This window comes from Actinoplanes lobatus, from assembly GCF_014205215.1.
In the GTDB taxonomy this organism is placed as follows: Bacteria; Actinomycetota; Actinomycetes; order Mycobacteriales; family Micromonosporaceae; genus Actinoplanes; species Actinoplanes lobatus.
In genome coordinates, this window is record NZ_JACHNC010000001.1 from 5722738 (window position 1) to 5743811 (window position 21074).

The window sequence follows — 21074 nt, forward strand, 5'->3', positions numbered from 1 at the left end:
GGCCGGGGGCGGCGAACGCCCGTACCGGAAACGGGGTTGATCTTCAGCGGTTGAGCCAGCGCAGCGGGTCGCCGATGACGTCGTGGATGACCGAGCGGGCGGCGCCGATGGCGGGGGCTTCGGGGCCGTAGGTGGCGACTTCGACGGTGGGGCGGGCCCAGGGTGCGCCGAGGAACTGGGTGGCGACCTCCCGTTCGACTTCGGGGGCGATCCAGGGGGCCAGGTCGCGGTAGATGCCGCCGAGGACGACGTGGCCGAGGTCGAGCAGGTTGAGGCAGTTCGCGAGGGTGGCGCCGAGGACCTCGCCGGCGCGGGTGAGGGCGGCGAGGGTGGCCGGGTCGCCGGAGCGGGCGCGGTCGGCGATGAGGGTGATGGTGGGGCGTACGCCGAGGGCGGTGCCGGGGTCGGAGGAGACGCCGGCGGCGCGCAGGATGGCCTCCTGGCCGGCATAGCGTTCGAGGCAGCCGCGGCGTCCGCAGGGGCATGGCGGGCCGTTGCGGTCGACGGTGAGGTGGCCGATCTCGCCGGACCATCCGTGGGTGCCGCGGTAGAGGCGGCCGTCCAGGACGATGCCGGCGCCGACGCCGATCTGGCCGCTGACGTAGAGGTAGTTGGCGCGGGCGTGCAGCAGGCCCGGTTCGGAGAGGGCGGCGAAGTTGGCCTCGTTGTCGAGCAGGCCGTGGACGTCGGCGGGGAGGACTTCGGTGACGGCGAGGTCGCGCCAGCCGAGGTTGGGGGCGAGGGTGACGGTGGCGCGGTCGCGGTCGACGATGCCGGGGACCGCGATGGCGCTGCCGCAGAGGGTGAGTTCGTTGGCGCGGGCGGCGGCGTGGGCGGCGCGGGAGAGCGTGTTGATGCGGTCGAGGATCTCGGTCATGGTGTGGCCGCGCTGGTCCTCGGCGACGACGTGCTTGTAGCGGACGGCGCCGGTGAGGTCGACGACGCAGACGGCGGTGTAGTCGACGTTGACGTCGACGCCGAGGCCGGCGGGGCCGTCGTCGCGCAGGGCGAGGGCGGTGGCGGGGCGGCCTGCGCGGGCGCGTGGGGTGGCGCCGGTCTCTTTCACGAGACCACCCGTGATCAGCTCGTCGATCAGGCTGGAAGCTGTGGACCGGTTGAGGCCGGTGCGGGCGGCGATGTCGGCCCGGGAGATCTGTCCGGAGGCGTCGGCGACGTGGCGCAGGGCCAGTGACAGGTGGGTGGCGCGCGGGTTGACCGCGGTCGTGTCGTGACGCCGTCGGACGGTTCCGGCATGCATCGCGGCTCCTCTCACGCGTCGTGCAGACACCATAGCGGTCCGTGTAATTCGGGACCCGAGCAGTTATGTCACCAGGGCCAACAAATACGATGGTCACTCTGGGTTAATCCTAACGGCACTTAAGCCCGTTTTCTTCACGGTGAGTGTTACGCAGCCGTTACGAACCCCCGCGTGAAAGATGATCGCGATACCCGTATGTTGTGCCCAGCAACAAATCGAAGCCTCAGTGGCCCGCCGTTGTCGCGGGCCCTATAGAAAGGAGACGTCGAGGTGTCCAAGAACTTCCGGGTCCTCGCGTCCGTCGCGATCGCCGCTTCGCTGGCCGCGACCTCCGCTTGCAGCAACACCCGCGACGAGGAGGCCTCGTCCGCCTCCACCTCGAACCTGATCGGCATCGCGATGCCGCAGAAGAGCCTCGAGCGCTGGAACAAGGACGGCTCGCACCTCGACGAGATCCTCAAGAAGGCGGGCTACGAGACCTCGCTGCAGCACGCCGACAGCGTCGAGCAGCAGATCACGCAGATCCAGAACATGATCAACCAGAACCCGAAGGTTCTGGTCGTCGCCTCCATCGACGGCACCGCTCTGGCGCCGGCGCTGGAGAAGGCCGCCGAGAAGAAGGTCAAGGTCATCGCGTATGACCGGCTGATCAACTCGACCCCGAACGTCGACTTCTACGCGACCTTCGACAACTACCTGGTCGGCAAGCTCCAGGGTCAGTTCATCGAGGAGAAGCTGGGCCTCAAGGACGGCAAGGGCCCGTTCAACCTCGAGGCGTTCGCCGGCTCCGCCGACGACAACAACGCCAAGTTCTTCTTCTCCGGCGCGTGGGACGTCCTCAAGCCGTACATCGACAGCGGCAAGCTGGTCATCCCGTCGGGCAAGAAGCCGGCCACCAACGAGCAGTGGACCACCGTGTCCGTTCAGGGTTGGAAGACCGAGACCGCGCAGTCCGAGATGGACAACCGCCTGAACTCGTTCTACACCGGCGGCAAGAAGGTCAACGTCGTCCTGTCCCCGAACGACTCGCTGGCGCTGGGCATCGCGCAGTCGCTGGAGAGCAAGGGCTACAAGCCGGGCGCCGACTACCCGATCATCACCGGTCAGGACGCCGACCTGGCGAACACCAAGAACGTTCTCGCCGACAAGCAGTCGATGACCGTCTGGAAGGACACCCGCACCCTGGGTGACCAGGTCGCCAAGATGATCGACGCGATCGTCAAGGGCGGCACCGTCGAGGTCAACGACGAGAAGACCTACAACAACGGTGTCAAGGTCGTCCCGTCGTTCCTGCTCCCGCCGGTCGTCGTCACCAAGGACGACGTCAAGACCAAGCTGGTCGACTCCGGCTTCTACACCGCCGACAAGCTCGGCCTGTAAGCCTCCCGTAGCCGGGCCCCGCAAGGGGCCCGGCTTTTGGAACTCGAGAGCAAGCGAGTTGAGCGATGGCACACGACACCACCCCGATCCTGGAGATGCGGGGGATCACCAAGACCTTCCCGGGCGTCAAGGCGCTCTCGGACGTCACCCTCGGCGTCGCCCGCGGTGAGGTCCACGCCATTTGCGGTGAGAACGGCGCGGGCAAGTCCACCCTCATGAAGGTGCTGTCGGGTGTCTACCCGCACGGCAGCTACGACGGCGACATCGTCTTCGAGGGCGAGACCTGCCGATTCAAGACGACCCGCGACTCCGAGGAGCGCGGCATCGTCATCATCCACCAGGAGCTGGCGCTCAGCCCGTACCTGTCGATCGCCGAGAACATCTTCCTCGGCAACGAGCGGGCCCGCGGCGGCGTCATCAACTGGGCACAGACCAACAAGCAGGCCGCCGACCTGCTCGCCCGGGTCGGACTGGAAGAATCCCCGGACACCAGGATCCAGGACATCGGCGTCGGCAAGCAGCAGCTCGTGGAGATCGCCAAGGCGCTCTCCAAGAAGGTCAAGCTGCTCATCCTCGACGAGCCCACCGCGGCGCTCAACGACGAGGACTCCGCGCACCTGCTCGACCTGATCCGGCACCTCAAGGGCCAGGGGATCACGTCGATCATCATCTCGCACAAGCTCAACGAGATCGCCGCGATCGCCGACAGCACGACGATCATCCGCGACGGCCAGAGCATCGAGACCATGGACATGCACGGCGCCGAGCCGGTCTCCGAGGACCGCATCATCCGCGCCATGGTCGGCCGTGACCTGGAGAACCGCTACCCGGCGCACACCCCGACCATCGGCGAGGAGGTGCTGCGGATCGAGAACTGGACCGTGCACCACCCGGCCGACCACAGCCGGGTCGTCGTCGACAACGCCGACCTGAACGTGCGCGGCGGCGAGATCGTCGGCATCGCCGGGCTGATGGGCGCCGGCCGCACCGAGCTGGCCATGAGCATCTTCGGCCGCAGCTGGGGCGCCAACATCTCCGGCAAGCTGTTCCTGCACGGCAAGCCGGTCTCGATCAAGACCGTCGACGCGGCCATCGGGCACGGCATCGCGTACGCCACCGAGGACCGCAAGCACTACGGCCTCAACCTGATCGACGACATCAAGCGCAACACCTCGGCCGCCAAGCTCCAGCGCATCACCTCCGGCGGTGTGGTCGACGCCGGCCGCGAGGTCGTCATGGCCGAGCAGTTCCGCAAGGACATGAAGACCAAGGCCAACAGCGTGGACGTGGTCGTCGGCAAGCTGTCCGGCGGCAACCAGCAGAAGGTCGTCCTCGCCAAGTGGCTCTTCGCCGAGCCCGAGGTGCTGATCCTCGACGAGCCCACCCGCGGCATCGACGTCGGCGCCAAGTACGAGATCTACGAGATCATCAACAAGCTCGCGGACTCCGGTAAGGCCGTCATCGTGATCTCCTCGGAGCTGCCCGAGCTGCTCGGCATCTGCGACCGGATCTACGCGATGAGCCAGGGCCGGATCACCGGGCAACTTCCCCGCGCCGAGGCCAGCCAGGAGAGCCTCATGCGCTACATGACCATGGAGAAGAGCGGAGCAACGCGGTGAGCGCCACCACCACGCTCGAGCAGCCGAAGGCACAGCCCGAGCCCTCCAAGAAGAACGACGGTGGGTCGCTCAAGGCCTACCTCGGTCAGAACGTCCAGCAGTACGGCATGATCGCGGTCCTGCTGCTGATCATCGCGGCCTTCCAGTGGTCGACCGACGGTCTGATGCTCAACCCGGACAACATCGCCGCGCTGATCCAGCAGAACGCGTACGTGTTCGTCCTGACCATCGGCATGGTCATGGTCATCGTGGCCGGGCACATCGACCTGTCGGTCGGATCCGTGGTCGCGTTCGTCGGCGGCATCTGCGCCGTCATGATCACCGACTTCGAGCTGTCGTGGCCGGTCGCCGTCGCCATCTCGATCGTGATCGGCGGTCTCGTCGGCTGCTGGCAGGGCTTCTGGGTCGCCTACGCGGGCATCCCGGCGTTCATCGTCACCCTCGGCGGCATGCTGCTGTTCCGCGGTCTGGCCATCGTCGTGCTCGAGCAGACCATCGCCGGCCTGCCCAGCGGCTTCAACGACATCAGCAACGGCTCGCTGCCGGCCGCCGGTTACGTCGGCAACCTCGACGCCGTCACCCTGTTCATCGGCGTGTTCGCCTTCGCCGGGCTGACCATCGCCCAGATCCGGGCCCGCCGTGAGCTGACCAAGCTGGACCTGCGCACCGAGCCGTTCGCCGCGTTCGCCGGCAAGCTCGTGCTGTCCGCCCTGGCCATCGGCGCGATCACCTACCTGCTCGCGTCCAGCGCCGCCGGCACCCCGATCGTGCTGGTCATCGTCGGCGTGCTGGTGCTGATCTACACGTTCCTGATGAACAACACGATCTTCGGCCGGCACATCTACGCGATGGGCGGCAACCTGCCCGCCGCGATGCTCTCCGGTGTGAAGACCAAGCGGGTCAACTTCCTGATCTTCGTGAACATGGGCCTGCTCGCCGGCGTCGCCGCGGTCATCACCACCTCCCGGGCCGGTGCCGGCATCGCCGCCGCCGGTACCAACTACGAGCTGGACGCGATCGCCGCGGCCTTCATCGGCGGAACCTCCGTCAACGGCGGCATCGGCAAGATCACCGGCGCGATCACCGGTGCCCTGATCATGGGCGTGCTCAACATGGGCCTGTCCATCATGGGCACCGACCCCGCCTACCAGCAGGTGATCAAGGGCCTCGTCCTGATCGCCGCCGTCGCGCTCGACATCCTCAACAAGCGGCGCGGCAAGTAAGACCTTTCAGGGGGTAGCGGCGCCGCACGGTGGACAGACCGGGCGGCGCCGCTCTTTTGTGCCCGCGGCTTTCCGGCCGCGCCCGAAAGGGGCGATCTCCACGCTGCCCTACGACGGTCCCGTCTGACCACACCAAGGCCCACTCCGGCACCGGGGTGCTCGCTACCCCATGATGGACAGCGTGGGTTCGGCCACCAGGATTTGATTGCGGCCCGCCCGCTTGGCCCGGTACAACGCCTCGTCGGCGAGGCGCAGCAGGTGGTCGGGGTTGCCGGTGGCGGCCAACTGCGCGACGCCGGCACTGAACGTGACGTTCAGCGTGCCGAGTGGCGTGTCGACCGGGGTGGCGGCGCACTGCCGGCGCCAGTGGTCGGCGCGTTCGGCCGCGGCCTGCGCGTCGATCCCCGGCAGGACGACCACGAACTCCTCACCGCCGTAGCGGGCCACCATGTCGCCCTCCCGGACCGAGCCGCTCAGCTGCCGGGCCAGGTCGACGAGCACCTGGTCGCCGACCGCGTGCCCGTACCGGTCGTTGACGGTTTTGAAATGGTCCACGTCGATCATCACGATCGACAGCGGGTGGCCGTCGGCGGCGGCGCGGGCCTGTGCCTCCAGCACCGCGTCCAGGTGCCGCCGGTTGTACACCCCGGTGAGGCCGTCACGCACGGCCTGCTCGGTCAGCTCCGCACGGAGCCGCTCCAACTCGGTGATGTCCCGTGCCACCACGACGGTGCAGGTGCAACTGCCGTCGGCCGCCTCGATCTTGACGACCCGGAAGTCGTATACCTCGCCCGAGGCGCCGGAGATGGTGGTCTGGCCCGTGCCGGCGATCATGGCGGTGAAATGCGGGTCGGCGACCTCCTGCCATCGCTTGCCGATCACGGCGCCGCCCGCCGGGTTCACGGCGGCGAGCAGCTTGATGGCCGCCGGGTTGACGTCGAGGATCCGGCCGTTGGGGTCCAGCACCATGACGGCGTCGCTGAGCGCCGAGATGACCTGCGCATAGGTGACCGGCACCCGTTCGGAGGTCACACCCGAGCGGTCAGACCACCACCAGACGACACCGGAGACCAGGAACAGCACCGGCGTCAGATCAAGCCCCTGCATGTCCACGTCGATGAATACCGTCACCAGGTTGCCCACGGTCGGCGCGAGCGCGCCGATCAGGAACCACCGGTACATCCGCCGCTGGCCGCGGACCGCCCGGCGCAGCGCCCGGATCACCAGTACCGTGCCGACCGCCATCAAGACGTAGCCGTACAGGACGTGCACCCAGTACGCCGGACCGCGCTGCGCGATGACCCCGAAGGTGCCCGCCTCGACCTGCCGGTAAAAGGTGTGGTGCCACGGATCGGTGGCGATGACGGCCACCAGTAGCAAAGGCTCGATCAGTATCAGCGCGAGCCGTGGCGGCCGGTGCCCCGAGGAGACCGTGGTGTGCCAGAGGAAGCCCGCGACGACCATCGCAACGCCGGGGAAGATCGCATAATTGAAACCGAGCGCCAGCCCGAGCGTCGGCGCCACGAGGGAGCAGGCGCTGGCCAGCGACCATTCCGCCGCGCCGGCCATGACGAGGCTGAGCGGAACGGCCAGCGGTGTCTCGGACCGCCGCCGATACGTCAAGGCGGCGTACACGACGGCAATCAAACCGGCTCCCGCGTACAGAGCGACGATTGCCATCCGCATCTCTACCCCTTCCCCGAGGTGACACCCGCACCGTCGGCGCCAGGAAGGGCGAGTTGAGCAGACGCCTGGGACATCACGTCGTCGAGGCTCCGAAGGGATAGCCGCGCGGCAGGGTGGGCGAACGGCTCAGTCGCGGGGACCGCCGTGCATCAGACCGCTCAGGCCGCCTGGCAGGGTTTTCATGAGGGCCTCGTCGAATTCGCCGTCGACCAGGACGAACACCACCCGGGCCGGGACGTCGCCGCGGTTGGCCCAAGCGTGATCGGTGCCGCGCTGCACGACCACGTCACCGGCCCGCAGCGTCACCTCCGAGTCGTCGAGGATCAGCGTGATCTCGCCTTCCAGGACGATGCCGTAGTCGATCGACGCGGTCCGGTGCACCGGCGACTGCAAGCCGCGCGAGTCCAGATGGCCGGGCAGGAACTCGTTGACGCGGATCTTCGTGCCGTGCGGGGGCGGCGGCACGGCCAGGGTCCGCGCGGTCGGCTCGTCCGGTTCGGCCGCGACGATCCGGGCCGGAGCGCCTTCGGTGTTCCAGATCTCGTGGAAGAACACGCCGTCGGCGGGCAGCTCCCGGCTGACCGGAACCGGCCCGTCCGACACCACCACCGACACGCCGTCCGGGGTGTGGCCGGTGACCACCCGCCGCGGCGCGCTCATGCGTGGCATGCGATCGGCCCGCCGTGGAAGGCGACCATGTCCGGCCACACCGACGGGACGGTCAGGCGGGTGTCGATCGGGTTGCCCTTGAGCTCCGAGTAGGCGCGGTGCAGGTTGCCGACGAACCGTTCGGTCTCGGCCCAGCCCTTGAAGCGGTTGTCGCGGTGCTTGACCGCCGCCTCCAGCGGGGTGAGGCCCTCCTTGAAAGAGACCTCGGCGACCTCGGCGATGTAGGAGACGTAGGCGTCCAGGTCGTCCAGCAGCACCCCGACCTCGTCGCCGCGGCACACCGGGCCGTGTCCCGGCGCGAGAACCGACGGGGCCAGGTCCCGCATGTGGGCGATCGCCTTCTTGAACCCGGCGACCGAGCCCTCCAGCAGGAACGGCTGCCCACCGGCGAACGCCAGGTCGCCTGCGAACAGCACCCGCTGCTCCGGCAGCCACACCACCACGTCGTTGCTGGTGTGGGCGCGGCCGACGTGCTGCAACTCGACGCCGAACGAGTCCAGGTGCAGGGTCATCCGGTCGCTGAAGGTGACGTTCGGCGGGCGCAGCACCAGGTTGCCGTATTCCGGCGACGTGATCACCCGGGTGGCCTCCAGACCGGCCGCCAGCACCTCGTCGCGGCACTTGTCGTGGCCGATGACCAGGGTCTCCGCGGGCAGGAAGCCGTTGCCGTACGTGTGGTCGGGGTGGTGGTGGGTGTTCACCACGGCCCGCGGCGCACCGGACGACACCTTGGCGACCTCGGCCAGCACGGCCCGGTTGCGGCGCTCGGTCGAGGTGGTGTCGACCAGGATCGCGGTGCCCGCGCCGTCGGCGATCACACCGCAGTTGTTCACCATCCACCCACCGGCCGGCTGGATGTAGGCGTAGACGCCGTCGGCCAGCTTGTCCACGTACGGGTTGCCGTCGTCCCAGGTCACATGTCCTCCTCTAAGGTGCGGTCACCTCATTGGGGCATCTGGTGGGCCGGGTCACAACAGATCGGGCCATCGCCAGCAGCGATTCCTGCCATACCGGAAACGACCGTTCCGGTGGTACGGGTGTGCCGGGTTGACTGCGCCGGTGACCATCCGATGGCCCCTGCTCGTGGTGCTGGCCTCCCTCACGGCGCTGGCGCCGGTCGCCACCGACCTGTACCTGCCCGGTTTTCCGGCGATGGGCGCGTCCCTCGGCGCCGACGCCAGCGGGGTGCAGTTGACGCTCACGTCGTTTCTGGCCGGGCTGGCCCTGGGGCAGCTCGTCATGGGCCCGCTGGCCGACCGGTACGGCCGCCGCCGCCCGCTGATCGCCGGAACCGTGGCCTGCACGGTGGCCGGGGTGGCGTGCGCGCTCGCCCCGACGCTGCCGGCGCTGGTGGGGTTCCGGTTCGTGCAGGGGTTCGCGGGCGCCGCCGGGATGGTGATCGGCCGGGCGGTGATCGCGGACCTGGCCGCCGGGCGGGCCGCGGCACGCGCGTTCACGATGCTGGTGACCGTCGGCGGGGTGGCGCCGGTGCTGGCGCCGCTGGCCGGGGGCGTGCTGTCCGGGCCGGTCGGCTGGCGGGGCATGCTGTGGGCGGTGGCGCTGCTGTGCGTACCGATGGTTGTCGGGGTCGTGGTGGTGGTGCCGGAGACCCGGCCGCCCGGGCTGTCGCCGGCGCCGCTGCGGCGGGCGCTGCGGACCGTGGCCGCAAGTCGCGGGTTCTGGCCGCCGGTGGTGGTGTTCGCCTGCTCGTTCGGGGTGATGATGGCCTACATCGCGGCGTCGCCGTTTCTGTACCAGGACGTGATCGGGCTGTCCGAGATCGGGTACGGGATCGTCTTCGGCGTCAACGCGGCCGGGCTGATCGGGGCGGGCGCGCTGGCCGGCCGGCTGGTACGGCGGATCGACCCGGCCCGGATGGTGCGCTGGTGCGTGGCGGCGCAGGTGACGGCGACCGCCGGGTTCGCGGCGCTGGCGATCGGCGGGGCGCCGGTGTGGACGTACCCGGTGATGATCTTCGTGGCGGTGGCCGCGAACGGCGGGATCATGGGCAACACGGCGGCGCTGGCCATGGAGCCGGTCCGTGCCGTCGCCGGGACCGGCAGCGCGGTCCTCGGGTTCGGCCAGTTCGCCGTCGGGGCGCTGGTGTCGCCGCTGGTCGGGCTGGGCGGCTCCGGGTCGGCGGTGGTGCCGGCGCTGGTGATGGCCGGATCGTCAATGCTCGCCGGGCTGGTCTGCCGGTTCGGTCTCGACCGCGACCGCCACGTCGTAGAGCAGCCGGCGTAGCCAGGCCACGCCGGGATCCTTCTCCCGGCCGGCGTGCCAGTGCGCGGCCTCGGTGATCCGGACCGTGTCCAGCGGCGTCGACGCGATCGCCAGATCCAGGAAGCCGAGACAGCGGTGCGCCAGCCGGGACGGCACGAACGCGCACATCTCGGTGCCGGCCACCGCGTACGGCAGCGTCAGCAGGCTGGTCACCCGCACCAGCACGGTCCGGTCGGCCAGCCCGGACCGCTCCAGGACGATCTCCAGCGGCCGTTTGAGCTCGCCCGCGGCGGAGAACTCGGCCACCGCGTGCGCCATCACACCCAGGTCGGCGGCGCTCAGACCGCCGTCCTTGAGCCGGGGGTTGTCGCGGGCCACGATGCACACCAGGTGATCGGTGAAGACCGGCTGGGTCTGGCCGGGGAACGCGAACCCGAGCGGGCCGATGATCAGATCCCGGCGCATCAGCTGGGTCCCCAGCTGCGGCCCCTCCAGGGTGTCCAGCGCGACCGAGCAACCGGGCGCCTGCTCGGCCATCAGGCGGATCAGCGGCTCGGCGAGGACGGTCATCGCGTACTCGGACATGCTGACGGTGAACCGGCGGGTGCTGGACGCCTCGTCGAACTCCCGCTGCGTGCCCAGCAGCGCCTCGGCGGCCTCCACCGCCCCGGCCACGGCCGGGCGCAACCGCTCGGCCAGCGGGCTCAGGTCGAAGCCGCGACCGGACCGGACCAGCAGCTCGTCGCCGAAGTGCCGGCGCAGCCGGGTCAGCGCGCTGCTCATCGCCGACTGGCTCATCGTCATCCGCTCACCGGCGTGGGTGAGGTTGCGCTCCTCGATCAGGGCGTGCAGCGACAGCAGCAGGTTCGCGTCGACCTCACGCAGCCGCTCCTTCACCGGACATCCCCTCCAGAGCGCACTGTACCGGCCGGCCGGGACGGTGCCGGGACCTCCGGCCCTGGTGGGCGGGACCAGGTTCGCGGTCTGGTGGAGGGGCAGCGGCCGGGCCGGCCGCCACTTCCGGCAAGGGGGTCCGATGACCACTCCGTTCGCCCCGCCGTCGCGCAGGGTTCTCACCGATTGCGTACGGTCGGCCACCACCGCCCCGTCGCTGCACAACAGCCAGCCCTGGCGGTTCCGGATCGCGCCGCCGGCCGTCGAGGTGTACGCCGACCCGGGCCGCCGCCTGCCGGTCACCGACCCGGACGGGCGCGAGCAGCTGATCAGCGTCGGCGCCGCGGTGTTCACGCTGCGCCTGGCGATCCGGCGGGCCGGCTACCAGGTGCGCTGCGAGCTGCTGCCCGACCCGGACGATCCGTCGCTGGCCGCCCGGGTCACCGCGGGCCGGCCGCTGGCCGTCGACGCGACGACCGAGGCGCTGGCCGCGGCGATCCCGTACCGGCACACCAACCGGTGGCCGTTCGCGCGGGTCGCGGTGCCGGCCGGCGCCGTCGAGAAACTGCGCGACGCCGCCGAGCGGGAGGGCGCGGTGCTGACCGTCGCCGACCCGGCCGGCCGCGACGCGATCCTGGGCCTGGCCCGCGCCGCCGACCAGCGGCTGCGTGAACGCGACGACTACGCCGCCGAGATCAGCCGGTGGACCGGCCGGGCGGCACGCCACGACGGGGTGCCGGCGTGGGCGTACGGGCCCGGCGACGTCCTCGGTGTGATGCCGGTCCGCGACGGCGCCGGAACCCTCGCGGTGGCCCGGGCGCCCGTGGCGTTCGAGCCGTACCCGACCGTGCTGGTGCTGGCCACCGACGGCGACAGCGCCGCGGACCGGCTGTGCGCCGGGCAGGCGCTGCAACGGGTGCTGCTGACCGCCACCTGGCTGGGCCTGGCCGCCACCCCGATCAGCCAGCCGGTCGAGGTGCCGGAGATCCGGGCGCTGCTCACCCGCCGGCCGGCGCAGATGGTGCTGCGCATCGGCTACGGCGGCGTCGCCGGGCACACCCCGCGCCGGCCGGTGAACCGGGTGCTGCTGGACGAGCCGCCGGGGTAACCTCCGGCCATGACGCTGGGCGGCACCGATCTGAACCTGCTGCTGTTCCTGCGTGTCCTGCTGGAGGAGGGCAACGTGACCCGGGCCGGGGCCCGCCTCGAGGTGGGTCAGCCCGCGATGAGCGCCGCCCTGGCCAAGCTGCGCCGCCGTTTCGACGACGAGCTGCTGGTCCGGGCGGGGCGGGACTACGAGCTGACACCGTTCGCCCGTGACCTGCTGCCGGAGGTGCAGCGGGCGGTGCGGCTGATCGCCCGCGCCCTGGAGCTGGAGGACCACTTCGACGCCGCCACCAGCGAGCGGACGTTCCGGCTGGCGATGAGCGACTACGCGATCGCCGTGGTGCACGAGCCGCTGGTGCGGCTGCTGCGGGCCACCGCTCCCGGGGTGCGGCTGTCGATCGAGCGGATCGGGCCGAAGGCGCGTACGTCGTCGCGGACTCTGCTGGAGTACGACGCCCTGGTCGCGCCGCTCGGATTCGGGTTCCCCGGGCAGCGGCGGATGCTGTGGCGCGACCGGATGGTGCTGATCGCCGACCGCCGGCATCCGCGGCTGGCCGGCGGCGGCCTGACCCTGGCCGATCTGGCCGAGCTGCCGCACGCCGTGGCGACGTTCGGGCCGGGCATCCTCACCCCGGTCGACCGGGTGTTCGGCGAGCACGGCGTCGACCGGCGGATCGTCCTGCAGGTGCCCGGGTTCCTGCCGCTGGCGTTCGTCATCGAGGGCACCGAGATGGTGGCCGTGGTGCCGGAGCGGCTGGCCCGGCTGCACCTGGCGCCGGGCGGCCCGATCACGGTGATCGAGCCGCCGTTCGGTGAGGTGCTGCTGGCCGAGGGCTACTGGTACGGCCGGGACCGGCTGGCCGACCCGGCGCACCGCTGGCTGTTCGCCCGGTTCGACGAGCTCGCGGGCGAGCTGAAGCGGCCCGGCTGAGGGTCACGCCAGGTAGCCGGTGAACAGCCGGTCCGGGTCCCGGACGTCGAGGATCTCCCGGTAGCGGCGCTCGGCCGGTTCGGACAGCACCCGCATCGGCCGCCGCCGCAGGTCGCTGTCACCCAGGTAGGCGCCGACGGTGACCGGCGCAAGGTCCGCCATGGCGTCGGCCAGCCACGCCTGGCAGCGCTCGTCGTCGGCCGGGGACTCCCACAGCACGTACGACGCCAGGTAGATCTCCGACTGCACCGAGAACGCCATGTCCGGCAGGTCCCGCAGCGGCGCCATGCTGAACCAGATGGTGAACGCCTTCTCATTCGGCAGTGTCGTGTAGGCGCGCCGCATGGCCGGCACCACCTTCTCCGCCGGCCCGGACAGCCACGCGTTGTCGACCGCCCACCGGTGGCCCTCCGGATTGTCGGCGAGCTGCCGCTCCCGCTCCTTGGCGAGCGTGGTCGGGACGGCGTCGATCGACAGCAGCGCCCGGTCGAGTGCCGGGTTGTCCCGGAACGGGGCGAGCGCCGCATCCGCCTCCGCAGCGGAGGAGACCAGCGCGACCGCGGTGACCAGCAGCACCGGCGACGGTGACAGGACCGGGTCGGTCTTGGTGAGGGCGACGATCTCGACCGTGCCGGCGACCGTGTGATGCATGCCGTGCAGCCACGTCATGACCTCGTCGAAGTCGTCCAGCCGGTACGCCTGCACGGTGTGCGCGACGTGCCCCGGCATCGGCAGTGTGCGCAGGTGGAACCGGACGACCACACCCGGGAAGCCGGGGCCGGCGCCGCGGGCCGCCCAGTACAGGTCCGCGTTCTCGGTCGCCGACGCCCGCACCAGCGAACCGTCGGCGGTGACCACGTCGACCGCCTCCACGTACTCGGCGGCCCAGCCCCAGCCGCGGGCGTTCCAGCCCTGCCCACCCTGCAACAGGAACCCGCCGAGGCCGACGGTCGGGCAGTGGCCGCCCACGAAGAACCGGCCGTGCTGCTCCAGGAACGGCGCCAGTTCCAGGCCGCCCCTGATCGCCGGAGACACCGAAACCAGGAACGAGGACGGGTCGTAGCTCATCTCCCGGAGCCCGCCGAGGTCGATGACCAGGGCGTCGTCACGGATCGACCACTGCGCCCAACTGTGCCCGCCGGACCGGACCGCGACCTGCCAGCCACGGTCGCGCGCCAGGCGTACCCCCGCTTGAACGTCTTCGGTGTTCGTGGCCTTGAGGATCGCCGCCGGCTGCCGTCCGGGCAGCCGGCGGTTGAAGATCCGGTCGACGCGGGCCGTCTCGAACCCGGGGTCGCCGGGATACCGGATCTCGGTCATGCCGGGGCGCACAGGGCGCCGAGGGTCTGGCCCATGATCCGGCCCGGGTCGGCGCCCGGCGTGTCCGGGTGGATCTCCCACTGGGCGAGGGTGAGGCTGTTGTCCAGGACCATCCTGACCCGGGGGAAGCGGCGGGCGTGGAAGGCCGGCAGCACCTCGTCGACTCCGGGGCCGGCGGTCAGCATCTCGGCGAGCACGACGGCGTCCTCGGCACACATGGCGGCGCCCTGGGCGATCAGCGGCGGGCAGGCGTGCGCCGCGTCGCCGATCACGATCACCCGGCCGCGATGCCACGGGCCGTCGATCAGGATCGCCTCGATGTGCTGGTAGTTGACGATCGCGTCGTCGGCGAGGCTGTCGCGTACCTGGCCCCAGATGCCGCCGTACCCCTGCCCGTGCTCTTTCATGATCTTGCCGTTGGGGTGTTCGCCGACGAACGAGCGGTCCAGGTTCTCCTCGAGCAGGAACGCGTAGCAGAGGCTGTCCGAGATCGGCGTGTACCCGGCCTTGTACTTGGGGCCGCCGTAGTAGAGGCCGGAGCAGTCCATGGCGTCGGGCCGCTTGGCGACCACCCGCCAGATGCCCATGCCGACCGGCTTCGGCTGCGCGTCGATGCCGATCATCGAACGGACCCGCGAGCGGATGCCGTCGGCGCCGACGACCAGGTCGACGGTCTCTTCCGTGCCGTCGGAGAGGGTGGCCACGACGTGGTCGCCGCGGTCGTCCAGCGCGGTGACCGTGCAGCCCAGCCGCACGTCGACGCCGGCGTCGACGACCCGCCGGGCCAGGATGTCGGCCAGGTCGGCGCGCAACGCGCCCATCGTCGGCGGGACCGCGTCGCCGCCCATCGGGGGTGTGGGCATCTCCATCATCGGTACGCCGTCCGCGCGGAACATGCGCAGCTTGCCGAAGGCGAACCCGTGCTCGGCCAGCTCGTCGTAGATGCCGACGGTGTGGAACGCCTGGAGAGCGTTGCCCTGGAGGGTGATGCCGTGGCCGACACCGCCGAGGGCGCCGCGCAACTCGGCCAGGATGACCCGCACACCGCGCTGGGCCAGGCCGAGCGCGAGCACACCGCCGGTGATGCCGCCGCCGACGACGAGGACTCGGGAGGTCGTCATCTTCTTCTCCTTGAAACTCAGGCGAACTGGGAGGGGCGGGCGCCGGTGATCCAGCCGACGACGTGATCGGGTTCGGTGCCGGCCATCGGCACGTCGGCGACCTTGCTGCCACGATTCAGCACGACCACCCGGTCGGCCACCTCGTAACAGAGCGGAAGGTTGTGGGTGACCAGCACGATCGCCACACCCTGCCCGGCCATCCGGCGGATCAGCGCCTCGACCTGCTTGGTCTGCTCGTAACCGAGCGCCGCGGTGGGTTCGTCGAGCAGCAGGACGCCGTTGGCCTCGCCGGTGACCCGGATGGCGCTGCGGGCCAGTGCGACGACCTGCCGTTGGCCGCCGGAGAGCATCTCCACCGGGCGGGTCATCGGGGCGGTCCGCACCCCGAGCCGGTCCAGTTCCGTCTCGGAGCGTTTGCGCATCGCCTTGCGGTCGACGAAACCGATCCAGCCGAGCGGGCCCTTGTAGAGGATCTCCCGGCCGATGTTGAGGTTGGTGGAGATGTCCTGCGCGTCGACCAGAGCCAGGTCCTGGTAGACCATCTGGATGCCGGCCGCCGACGAGTCGCTGGGGGAGTGGAACTCCACCTCCTTGCCGTGCACGGCGATGGTGCCGCCGCTCGGCCGGTGCGCGCCGGACATCACCTTGAGCAGGGTGGACTTGCCGGCGCCGTTGTCGCCGAGCAGGCCGACCACCTCGCCCGGGTCGACGTGGAAGTCGATGCCGGCCAGAGCGCGGACGTAGCCGTAGTGCATGTCGATGCCGCTGAGTTTCAGTGCGGGGGTCGTCATGGTCAGACCTGCTTCCTGTGCACGGACAGGTTGGCGCTGGACATCAGCCGGTTCGACACGGCGGTCTGCACGATCCGCTCCAGCAGCAGCGACGCCAGCAGCAGCACGCCGGTGATCACGGTCGCCCAGTACGGCTGCACGCCGCGGATGGTCAGGCCGTTGGAGATGGTGGCCAGGATCAGGGCGCCGACCAGCACCCGGGGCAGGCTGCCGCGGCCGCCGGTCAGCGCCACCCCGGCCAGCGCGACCGCGGTGAGGGCGTTGAAGATGATGCTGGGGCTGGCCTCCGGGGTGGCCTCGGTGGTGATCGCCGCGGTGACCAGGCCGCCGAGTGACGCGCACAGGCCGGAGATGACGAAACCGAGCACCTTGTAGCGGTCGGCGTGGATGCCGGAGCGGCGTACCGCCTCGGCGTTGCCGCCGACCGCCATCAGCCGGATGCCGTCGCGGGTGCGGGTCAGGAACACCGTGCCGATCAGGAACAGTGCCGCCACGATGTAGACGGGGGCGGGAATGCCCAGGTAGCGGTCGGTGCCCATGAACGTCAGCCCGGTCAGGCCGGGGAAGGTGTAGCCGCCGGCGATCACCGCCGCCAGGCCGGAGAGCGCCGACAGGGTGCCGATGGTGACGATGATCGGGTTGAAGCCGCGCAGCGCGATCAGGCCGTTGACCAGGCCGACCAGCACACCGCAGAGCATCGCGGCGACCAGGGACAGCCAGACCGGCTGACCGTTGGTGATCATCCAGCCGGCGGCGCAGGCGGAGAACGCGGCGGTGCCCGGCAGCGACAGGTCGAGCACGCCGGTCATCACGCCGAAGCCGACACCGGCCGCGAAGATCGCGGTCAGGGCAGCGGCGTTCGCGATGAGCAGGGCGTTGTCGACGGTGGCGAAGTACGGGGCGCACCAGAACGAGAACGCCACGATGATGACGCCCCACAGCACGAAGATGCCGCGGTCGCGTACGAAGACCAGCGCGGACACCCCGCGTGGCATGTCATGGCCGGCCGGCACCGGCGTCGCCGCCGGTGCCGTCTCGTCCGCGGTGGTCACGGTCACTGCCCGCTTTCCTTCGTGATCACCTTCTGTGGGGTGGCGATCTGCTTACCGAGGGCCGTCGGGTCGGCCATCATCGCGGTCAGCGTGTCGAACGACTGGACCATGTCGGCCTCGAACTGCAGCGCCACCGAAGCGTAGATCTTGCCGTCCTTGACCGCCTGGAGCACCTCGTCGTTGCCGCCGGTCTCGGTGATGCAGGGCAGCTCCTTGCCGGCGGCGGCGAACGCGCCGACCGCGCCGAGGGCGCCCTCGTCGTTGTTGCCGATCACCGCGTTGGCGTCCGGGTTGCCCTGGAGCGCGTTGCCGATGTCGGTCTGCGCCTTGGCCCGCTCGCCGACGGTCACCTCGGTGACGATCTCGGCGCCCGGTGCGGTCGCCTTCAGTGCCTCCAGCTGGGTCTTCTCGACCTCTTCCTTGCCGGCGGTGCCGGGCGCCGACACGGTCAGGACGACCTTCGCCTTGCCGCCGAGTTTCTCGTTGACGCACTTGCCGAGCGACTCGCCGATGGCCTTCCCCTGGGCCGCGTAGTCGATCTTGGCAAAGGTGAGCCCGGCCTGCATGCCGCTCAGCCCGTAGTCCTCGGGTACCCCGTTGAGCACCAGCGGCACCTTCTTCTCCTGGGCGGTCTTCACCAGGGCGGAGAGGGCGGCGGGCTGCACGGCGATCACCCAGGCGCCGCCGGCGCGGCCGGACTCGATGACGCTCTTGAGGTCGGTGAGCTGCTTCTGGGGGTCGAGGTTGGGGTCCTGCACGAGGATCTCGTAGCCCTTGCCGCCGCCGTAGGCCTTCACGCCCTCGGAGAGGCTCTTCATCGCCGGGATCTTCAGGGCCAGGGCGGAGAACACGACGGTCTTCTTGGCGGAGTCGCCGGATCCCGCCGTGGCGGTCCCGTCGGCCGGCTGTGTGGTGCCCGAGCAGGCGGTCACGGCCAGGAGGCTACCGACGGTCAGAGCCGCGACGGGACCATATTTTTTCAACTTCATGTCAACTCCAGGGGCTTCGAGCGACAGCTGTTAACAAACGTGTGCTGGGTCACAGACAACACGGGGCCACCACGATCGGGAACCCTCGTCGCGGTGATGGCAGGCATCGCCGTCGGGACTTTCTCCGGCCGGCACCGGCGCACCTAGCGTGAAAGCGTCACAGGTTCGACATCACCCCGGAGGACTTTCATGGCTTACGTCGTCAGCGCCACCTGGACCGCTCAGCCGGGTCAGGAGGCGATCGTCCTCGACGCCATCGAGAAGCTCACCCCGCCCTCGCGCCAGGAGCCGGGCAACCGCTTCTACCAGGCCTACCAGGACCCGGCCGAGCCGAGTGTCTTCCGCCTGTTCGAGATCTACGACGACGAGGAGGCGTACGCGGCGCACGGCGCGAGCGAGCACTTCAAGGAGTACGCGCTCGGCCAGGCCATCCCGGTGCTCGCCAACCGCGAGCGCGCCTTCTACACCACGATCGGCTGACGACCATGCGACTGGCGGCCTTCCACCTGACCGGCTCGGAGAAGCGGCAGGTCGGCCTGGTGGTGGGGGAGGGCCCGGCCTGGTGGGTGCACCCCTTCCCGGACGGCACCGACCTGGTCGAGCTGCTGGCCGCGGACATCAGCGACCGTGAGGCGGCGGCCGACACCGCCGCCCGCGGCGACGGGCTGCGCCCGGACCAGATCCGGCTGCTGCCCCCGGTCTACCCGACCGCCATGCGTGACTTCCTCACCTTCGAGCAGCACGTGGCCGGCGTCGGCAAGGGCATGCAGGGCCACGAGTCCGTCCCGGACGAGTGGTACGCCGCGCCGTCGTTCCTGTTCATGGCCCCGCACGCGGTCACCGGCGGCTACGACGACGTGACGATCGCCCCGGACACCGAACGGTTCGACTACGAGCTGGAACTGGCCGCGGTCATCTGCCGCGACGTCCGCAACGCCACCCCCGACCAGGCCAGAGCCGCGATCGGCGGCTACTGCGTGATGAACGACTGGTCCGCCCGCGACGTGCAGGGCCGGGAGATGAAACTCGGTCTCGGCCCGTCCAAGGGCAAGGACTTCGCCACCACGATCGGCCCCTGGGTGGTCACCGCCGACGAACTCGACGACCACCGCGACGCCGACGGCTTCCTCGACCTGCGGATGACCGTCAAGGTCAACGGCGAGGTCACCGGCAGCGACCGGTCCGGGCACATGGGCTGGTCGTTCGAACAGATGGTCTCGTACGCGTCCCGCGCCTCCTGGGTCAAGAAGGGCGAGGTCATCGCGTCCGGCACGTGCGGCGGCGGCGCCCTGGCCGAGGGCTGGGGCCGCACCGGCGAACTGCTGCCCCGCCCGCTTCTGCCCGGCGACGTCGTCGAGATGACCATCGAACGGCTCGGCACCATCCGCAACCGCATCGTCGCCGGCACCGAGACCGTGCCGCCGATCATCCCCGCCCGCCGCCGTGTCCGGGAGGAGGTGTGAGCATGCCCGAGGTCGTCACCCGCGACCCGGCCACCGGCCGGGAACTCGGCCGCTATCCCGCCCACGACGAGGCGGCCGTCGAACAGGCCCTCGCCGAGACGGCGGCCGCCGCGCCCGGCTGGGCCGCCACCCCGCTCGGCGAGCGGCTGGCCCTGCTGCGCACGGTCGGGAAACTGCTCACCGAACGCCGCGACGAGTACGCCGCCCTGATCACCGCCGAGATGGGCAAACCGCTCGCCGAGTCCCTCGCCGAGATCGACAAGTGCGCCTGGAACTGTTCCGTCGTCGCCGATCTCGCCCCTGAGTGGCTCGCCGACCGGCCGGTTTCCGCAAGCGCCGCGCAGTCGTGGATCAGCTACGAACCACTGGGCGTGATCTTCGCGGTGATGCCGTGGAACTTCCCGTTCTGGCAGGTCCTGCGGTTCGCCTGCGCCGCCCTCGCGGCCGGCAACACCGCGCTGCTCAAGCACAGCCCGGACGTCACCGGCTGCGCCCTGGCCATCGAGGAGCTGTTCGAGTCACTCCAGCCGGGCCTGTTCCGAGCGCTGGTGATCGACGCCGGCCGGGTAGCCGACGTGTCCCGCCGGATCATCCTCGACCCGCGTATCGCCGCGGTCACCCTGACCGGCAGCGAGCGGGCCGGCGCGGCGGTGGCCGAGGCCGCAGGCACCGCATGTAAGAAGACGGTTCTGGAGCTCGGCGGCTCGGACCCGTTCGTGGTGCTTGCGGACGCTTCGATCTCGGCCGCAGCCGACGCCGCCGCTCGGTCTCGCTTCGGCAACGCCGGCCAGAGCTGTGTCGCCGCCAAACGGTTCATCGTCGTCGAGGAGGTCGCCGACGAGTTCGTGGCCGCACTCCTTGCGTCGCTTGAGACTACGCAAATCGGACCTTTGGCTCGTGCGGACCTGCGCGACAACGCGATCCGCCAGATCGAGGAGACCGTCGCCGCCGGCGCGAGGCTGCTCACCGGCGGCCGCCCGGTCGACGGCCCCGGCTACTTCCTGGAACCGGCCGTCCTCGACCACGTCACCCCCGGTATGGCCGCGTTCACCGAGGAGACGTTCGGCCCGGTCGCCGCCGTGGTCCGCGCCCGCGACGACGACCACGCCGTCGCACTGGCCAACGACACCGACTTCGGTCTCGGCTGCTCGGTCTGGGGCGCCACCGGCCACGCCCTCGCCGTCGGCAGGCGCATCCGCTCCGGCGCCCTCTTCGTCAACGCCCCGGTCGCCTCCGACCCACGGCTGCCGTTCGGCGGCATCGGCCGCAGCGGTCACGGCCGCGAGCTGTCCGCCGAGGGCGTACGCGAATTCACGAACCTGCGCACCGTCGCGGTCGCCTGACTCCC

At 70.5% G+C, this 21074-nt stretch carries 19 protein-coding genes; 9 read left to right on the forward strand and 10 right to left on the reverse strand.

Annotated elements, in window-relative coordinates:
- Positions 1-43: 43 nt before the first annotated feature.
- Positions 44-1258 (reverse strand): ROK family transcriptional regulator, encoded by a 1215-nt coding sequence (locus BJ964_RS26230; protein ID WP_229807354.1) that lies wholly within the window; start codon positions 1256-1258, stop codon positions 44-46.
- Between the two features lie 270 nt (positions 1259-1528).
- Here BJ964_RS26230 and chvE point away from each other — a divergent pair, with 270 nt between their 5' ends.
- The 3 genes from chvE to mmsB all read left to right on the forward strand — a co-directional run bounded on the left by chvE (position 1529) and on the right by mmsB (position 5480).
- Positions 1529-2638 (forward strand): multiple monosaccharide ABC transporter substrate-binding protein, encoded by a 1110-nt coding sequence (chvE, locus tag BJ964_RS26235; RefSeq protein WP_188123156.1) that lies wholly within the window; start codon positions 1529-1531, stop codon positions 2636-2638.
- Between the two features lie 65 nt (positions 2639-2703).
- Positions 2704-4257, forward strand: coding sequence for a multiple monosaccharide ABC transporter ATP-binding protein (mmsA, locus tag BJ964_RS26240; RefSeq protein WP_188123157.1), 1554 nt, complete (start codon positions 2704-2706; stop codon positions 4255-4257).
- Entirely contained in the window at positions 4254-5480 is a 1227-nt protein-coding gene (gene mmsB, locus BJ964_RS26245; RefSeq protein WP_188123158.1) for a multiple monosaccharide ABC transporter permease, read from the forward strand. The genes mmsA and mmsB overlap by 4 nt, the downstream gene beginning before the upstream one ends.
- Positions 5481-5642: 162 nt before the next feature.
- On the opposite strand, the gene BJ964_RS26250 is transcribed toward mmsB, so the two are convergent.
- The 3 genes from BJ964_RS26250 to BJ964_RS26260 form a co-directional block, all read right to left on the reverse strand.
- Positions 5643-7160 carry a sensor domain-containing diguanylate cyclase gene (locus tag BJ964_RS26250; RefSeq protein WP_188123159.1) on the reverse strand — a complete coding sequence of 506 codons (1518 nt, stop codon included), beginning with the start codon at positions 7158-7160 and terminating at the stop codon, positions 5643-5645.
- A 132-nt stretch (positions 7161-7292) separates the two neighbouring features.
- Positions 7293-7826: a cupin domain-containing protein gene (locus BJ964_RS26255; protein ID WP_188123160.1), complete on the reverse strand. Its 534-nt coding sequence runs from the start codon at positions 7824-7826 to the stop codon at positions 7293-7295.
- Positions 7823-8752: an MBL fold metallo-hydrolase gene (locus tag BJ964_RS26260; protein ID WP_203832843.1), complete on the reverse strand. Its 930-nt coding sequence runs from the start codon at positions 8750-8752 to the stop codon at positions 7823-7825. The genes BJ964_RS26255 and BJ964_RS26260 overlap by 4 nt, the downstream gene beginning before the upstream one ends.
- A 142-nt stretch (positions 8753-8894) precedes the next feature.
- On the opposite strand from BJ964_RS26260, the gene BJ964_RS26265 reads away from it, so the two are divergent.
- Positions 8895-10079, forward strand: a complete 1185-nt coding sequence (locus tag BJ964_RS26265) for a multidrug effflux MFS transporter (RefSeq protein ID WP_223149615.1) — start codon at positions 8895-8897, stop codon at positions 10077-10079.
- Here the strand turns inward: BJ964_RS26265 and BJ964_RS26270 are convergent.
- Positions 10008-10955 (reverse strand): LysR family transcriptional regulator, encoded by a 948-nt coding sequence (locus tag BJ964_RS26270; RefSeq protein ID WP_188123162.1) that lies wholly within the window; start codon positions 10953-10955, stop codon positions 10008-10010. The genes BJ964_RS26265 and BJ964_RS26270 overlap by 72 nt on opposite strands.
- Positions 10956-11094: 139 nt before the next feature.
- Between BJ964_RS26270 and BJ964_RS26275 the strand changes: the two genes are divergently transcribed.
- Together BJ964_RS26275 and BJ964_RS26280 are read left to right on the forward strand one after the other, a co-directional pair.
- Positions 11095-12060 carry an Acg family FMN-binding oxidoreductase gene (locus BJ964_RS26275; RefSeq protein WP_188123163.1) on the forward strand — a complete coding sequence of 322 codons (966 nt, stop codon included), beginning with the start codon at positions 11095-11097 and terminating at the stop codon, positions 12058-12060.
- A 9-nt stretch (positions 12061-12069) separates the two neighbouring features.
- The gene (locus BJ964_RS26280) at positions 12070-12990 is read left to right on the forward strand and encodes a LysR family transcriptional regulator (RefSeq protein ID WP_188123164.1); all 921 of its coding nucleotides are present in this window, start codon (positions 12070-12072) and stop codon (positions 12988-12990) included.
- 3 nt (positions 12991-12993) lie between these two features.
- Here the strand turns inward: BJ964_RS26280 and BJ964_RS26285 are convergent, their stop codons facing one another.
- From BJ964_RS26285 to BJ964_RS26305, 5 genes are read right to left on the reverse strand one after another with little or no spacing between them, the layout of a single operon-like run.
- On the reverse strand, positions 12994-14310 hold the full coding sequence (locus BJ964_RS26285) for an FAD-binding oxidoreductase (protein WP_188123165.1): 1317 nt from the start codon (positions 14308-14310) through the stop codon (positions 12994-12996).
- Positions 14307-15431, reverse strand: coding sequence for an FAD-dependent monooxygenase (locus BJ964_RS26290; RefSeq protein ID WP_188123166.1), 1125 nt, complete (start codon positions 15429-15431; stop codon positions 14307-14309). The genes BJ964_RS26285 and BJ964_RS26290 overlap by 4 nt, the downstream gene beginning before the upstream one ends.
- 17 nt (positions 15432-15448) lie before the next feature.
- Positions 15449-16222 carry an ATP-binding cassette domain-containing protein gene (locus BJ964_RS26295; protein ID WP_188123167.1) on the reverse strand — a complete coding sequence of 258 codons (774 nt, stop codon included), beginning with the start codon at positions 16220-16222 and terminating at the stop codon, positions 15449-15451.
- A gap of 2 nt (positions 16223-16224) precedes the next feature.
- Positions 16225-17280, reverse strand: coding sequence for an ABC transporter permease (locus BJ964_RS26300; RefSeq protein WP_188123168.1), 1056 nt, complete (start codon positions 17278-17280; stop codon positions 16225-16227).
- Positions 17277-18206, reverse strand: coding sequence for a sugar ABC transporter substrate-binding protein (locus BJ964_RS26305; protein ID WP_188123169.1), 930 nt, complete (start codon positions 18204-18206; stop codon positions 17277-17279). The genes BJ964_RS26300 and BJ964_RS26305 overlap by 4 nt, the downstream gene beginning before the upstream one ends.
- Positions 18207-18452: 246 nt before the next feature.
- On the opposite strand from BJ964_RS26305, the gene BJ964_RS26310 reads away from it, so the two are divergent.
- From BJ964_RS26310 to BJ964_RS26320, 3 genes are read left to right on the forward strand one after another with little or no spacing between them, the layout of a single operon-like run.
- Positions 18453-18743, forward strand: coding sequence for a putative quinol monooxygenase (locus BJ964_RS26310; RefSeq protein WP_188123170.1), 291 nt, complete (start codon positions 18453-18455; stop codon positions 18741-18743).
- Between the two features lie 5 nt (positions 18744-18748).
- Entirely contained in the window at positions 18749-19726 is a 978-nt protein-coding gene (locus BJ964_RS26315; RefSeq protein ID WP_188123171.1) for a fumarylacetoacetate hydrolase family protein, read from the forward strand.
- A 2-nt stretch (positions 19727-19728) separates the two neighbouring features.
- Positions 19729-21069: an aldehyde dehydrogenase family protein gene (locus BJ964_RS26320; RefSeq protein ID WP_188123172.1), complete on the forward strand. Its 1341-nt coding sequence runs from the start codon at positions 19729-19731 to the stop codon at positions 21067-21069.
- Positions 21070-21074: the final 5 nt, after the last annotated feature.

Coding starts and splice junctions, on each gene's coding strand:
- BJ964_RS26230 (WP_229807354.1), bottom strand. CDS start 1,258: ATGCATGCCGGAACCGTCCGACGGCGTCACGACACGACCGCGGTCAAC.
- BJ964_RS26285 (WP_188123165.1), bottom strand. CDS start 14,310: ATGACCGAGATCCGGTATCCCGGCGACCCCGGGTTCGAGACGGCCCGC.
- BJ964_RS26280 (WP_188123164.1), top strand. CDS start 12,070: ATGACGCTGGGCGGCACCGATCTGAACCTGCTGCTGTTCCTGCGTGTC.
- BJ964_RS26290 (WP_188123166.1), bottom strand. CDS start 15,431: ATGACGACCTCCCGAGTCCTCGTCGTCGGCGGCGGCATCACCGGCGGT.
- BJ964_RS26320 (WP_188123172.1), top strand. CDS start 19,729: ATGCCCGAGGTCGTCACCCGCGACCCGGCCACCGGCCGGGAACTCGGC.
- BJ964_RS26255 (WP_188123160.1), bottom strand. CDS start 7,826: ATGAGCGCGCCGCGGCGGGTGGTCACCGGCCACACCCCGGACGGCGTG.
- BJ964_RS26295 (WP_188123167.1), bottom strand. CDS start 16,222: ATGACGACCCCCGCACTGAAACTCAGCGGCATCGACATGCACTACGGC.
- BJ964_RS26315 (WP_188123171.1), top strand. CDS start 18,749: ATGCGACTGGCGGCCTTCCACCTGACCGGCTCGGAGAAGCGGCAGGTC.
- BJ964_RS26310 (WP_188123170.1), top strand. CDS start 18,453: ATGGCTTACGTCGTCAGCGCCACCTGGACCGCTCAGCCGGGTCAGGAG.
- BJ964_RS26275 (WP_188123163.1), top strand. CDS start 11,095: ATGACCACTCCGTTCGCCCCGCCGTCGCGCAGGGTTCTCACCGATTGC.
- BJ964_RS26250 (WP_188123159.1), bottom strand. CDS start 7,160: ATGGCAATCGTCGCTCTGTACGCGGGAGCCGGTTTGATTGCCGTCGTG.
- mmsA (WP_188123157.1), top strand. CDS start 2,704: ATGGCACACGACACCACCCCGATCCTGGAGATGCGGGGGATCACCAAG.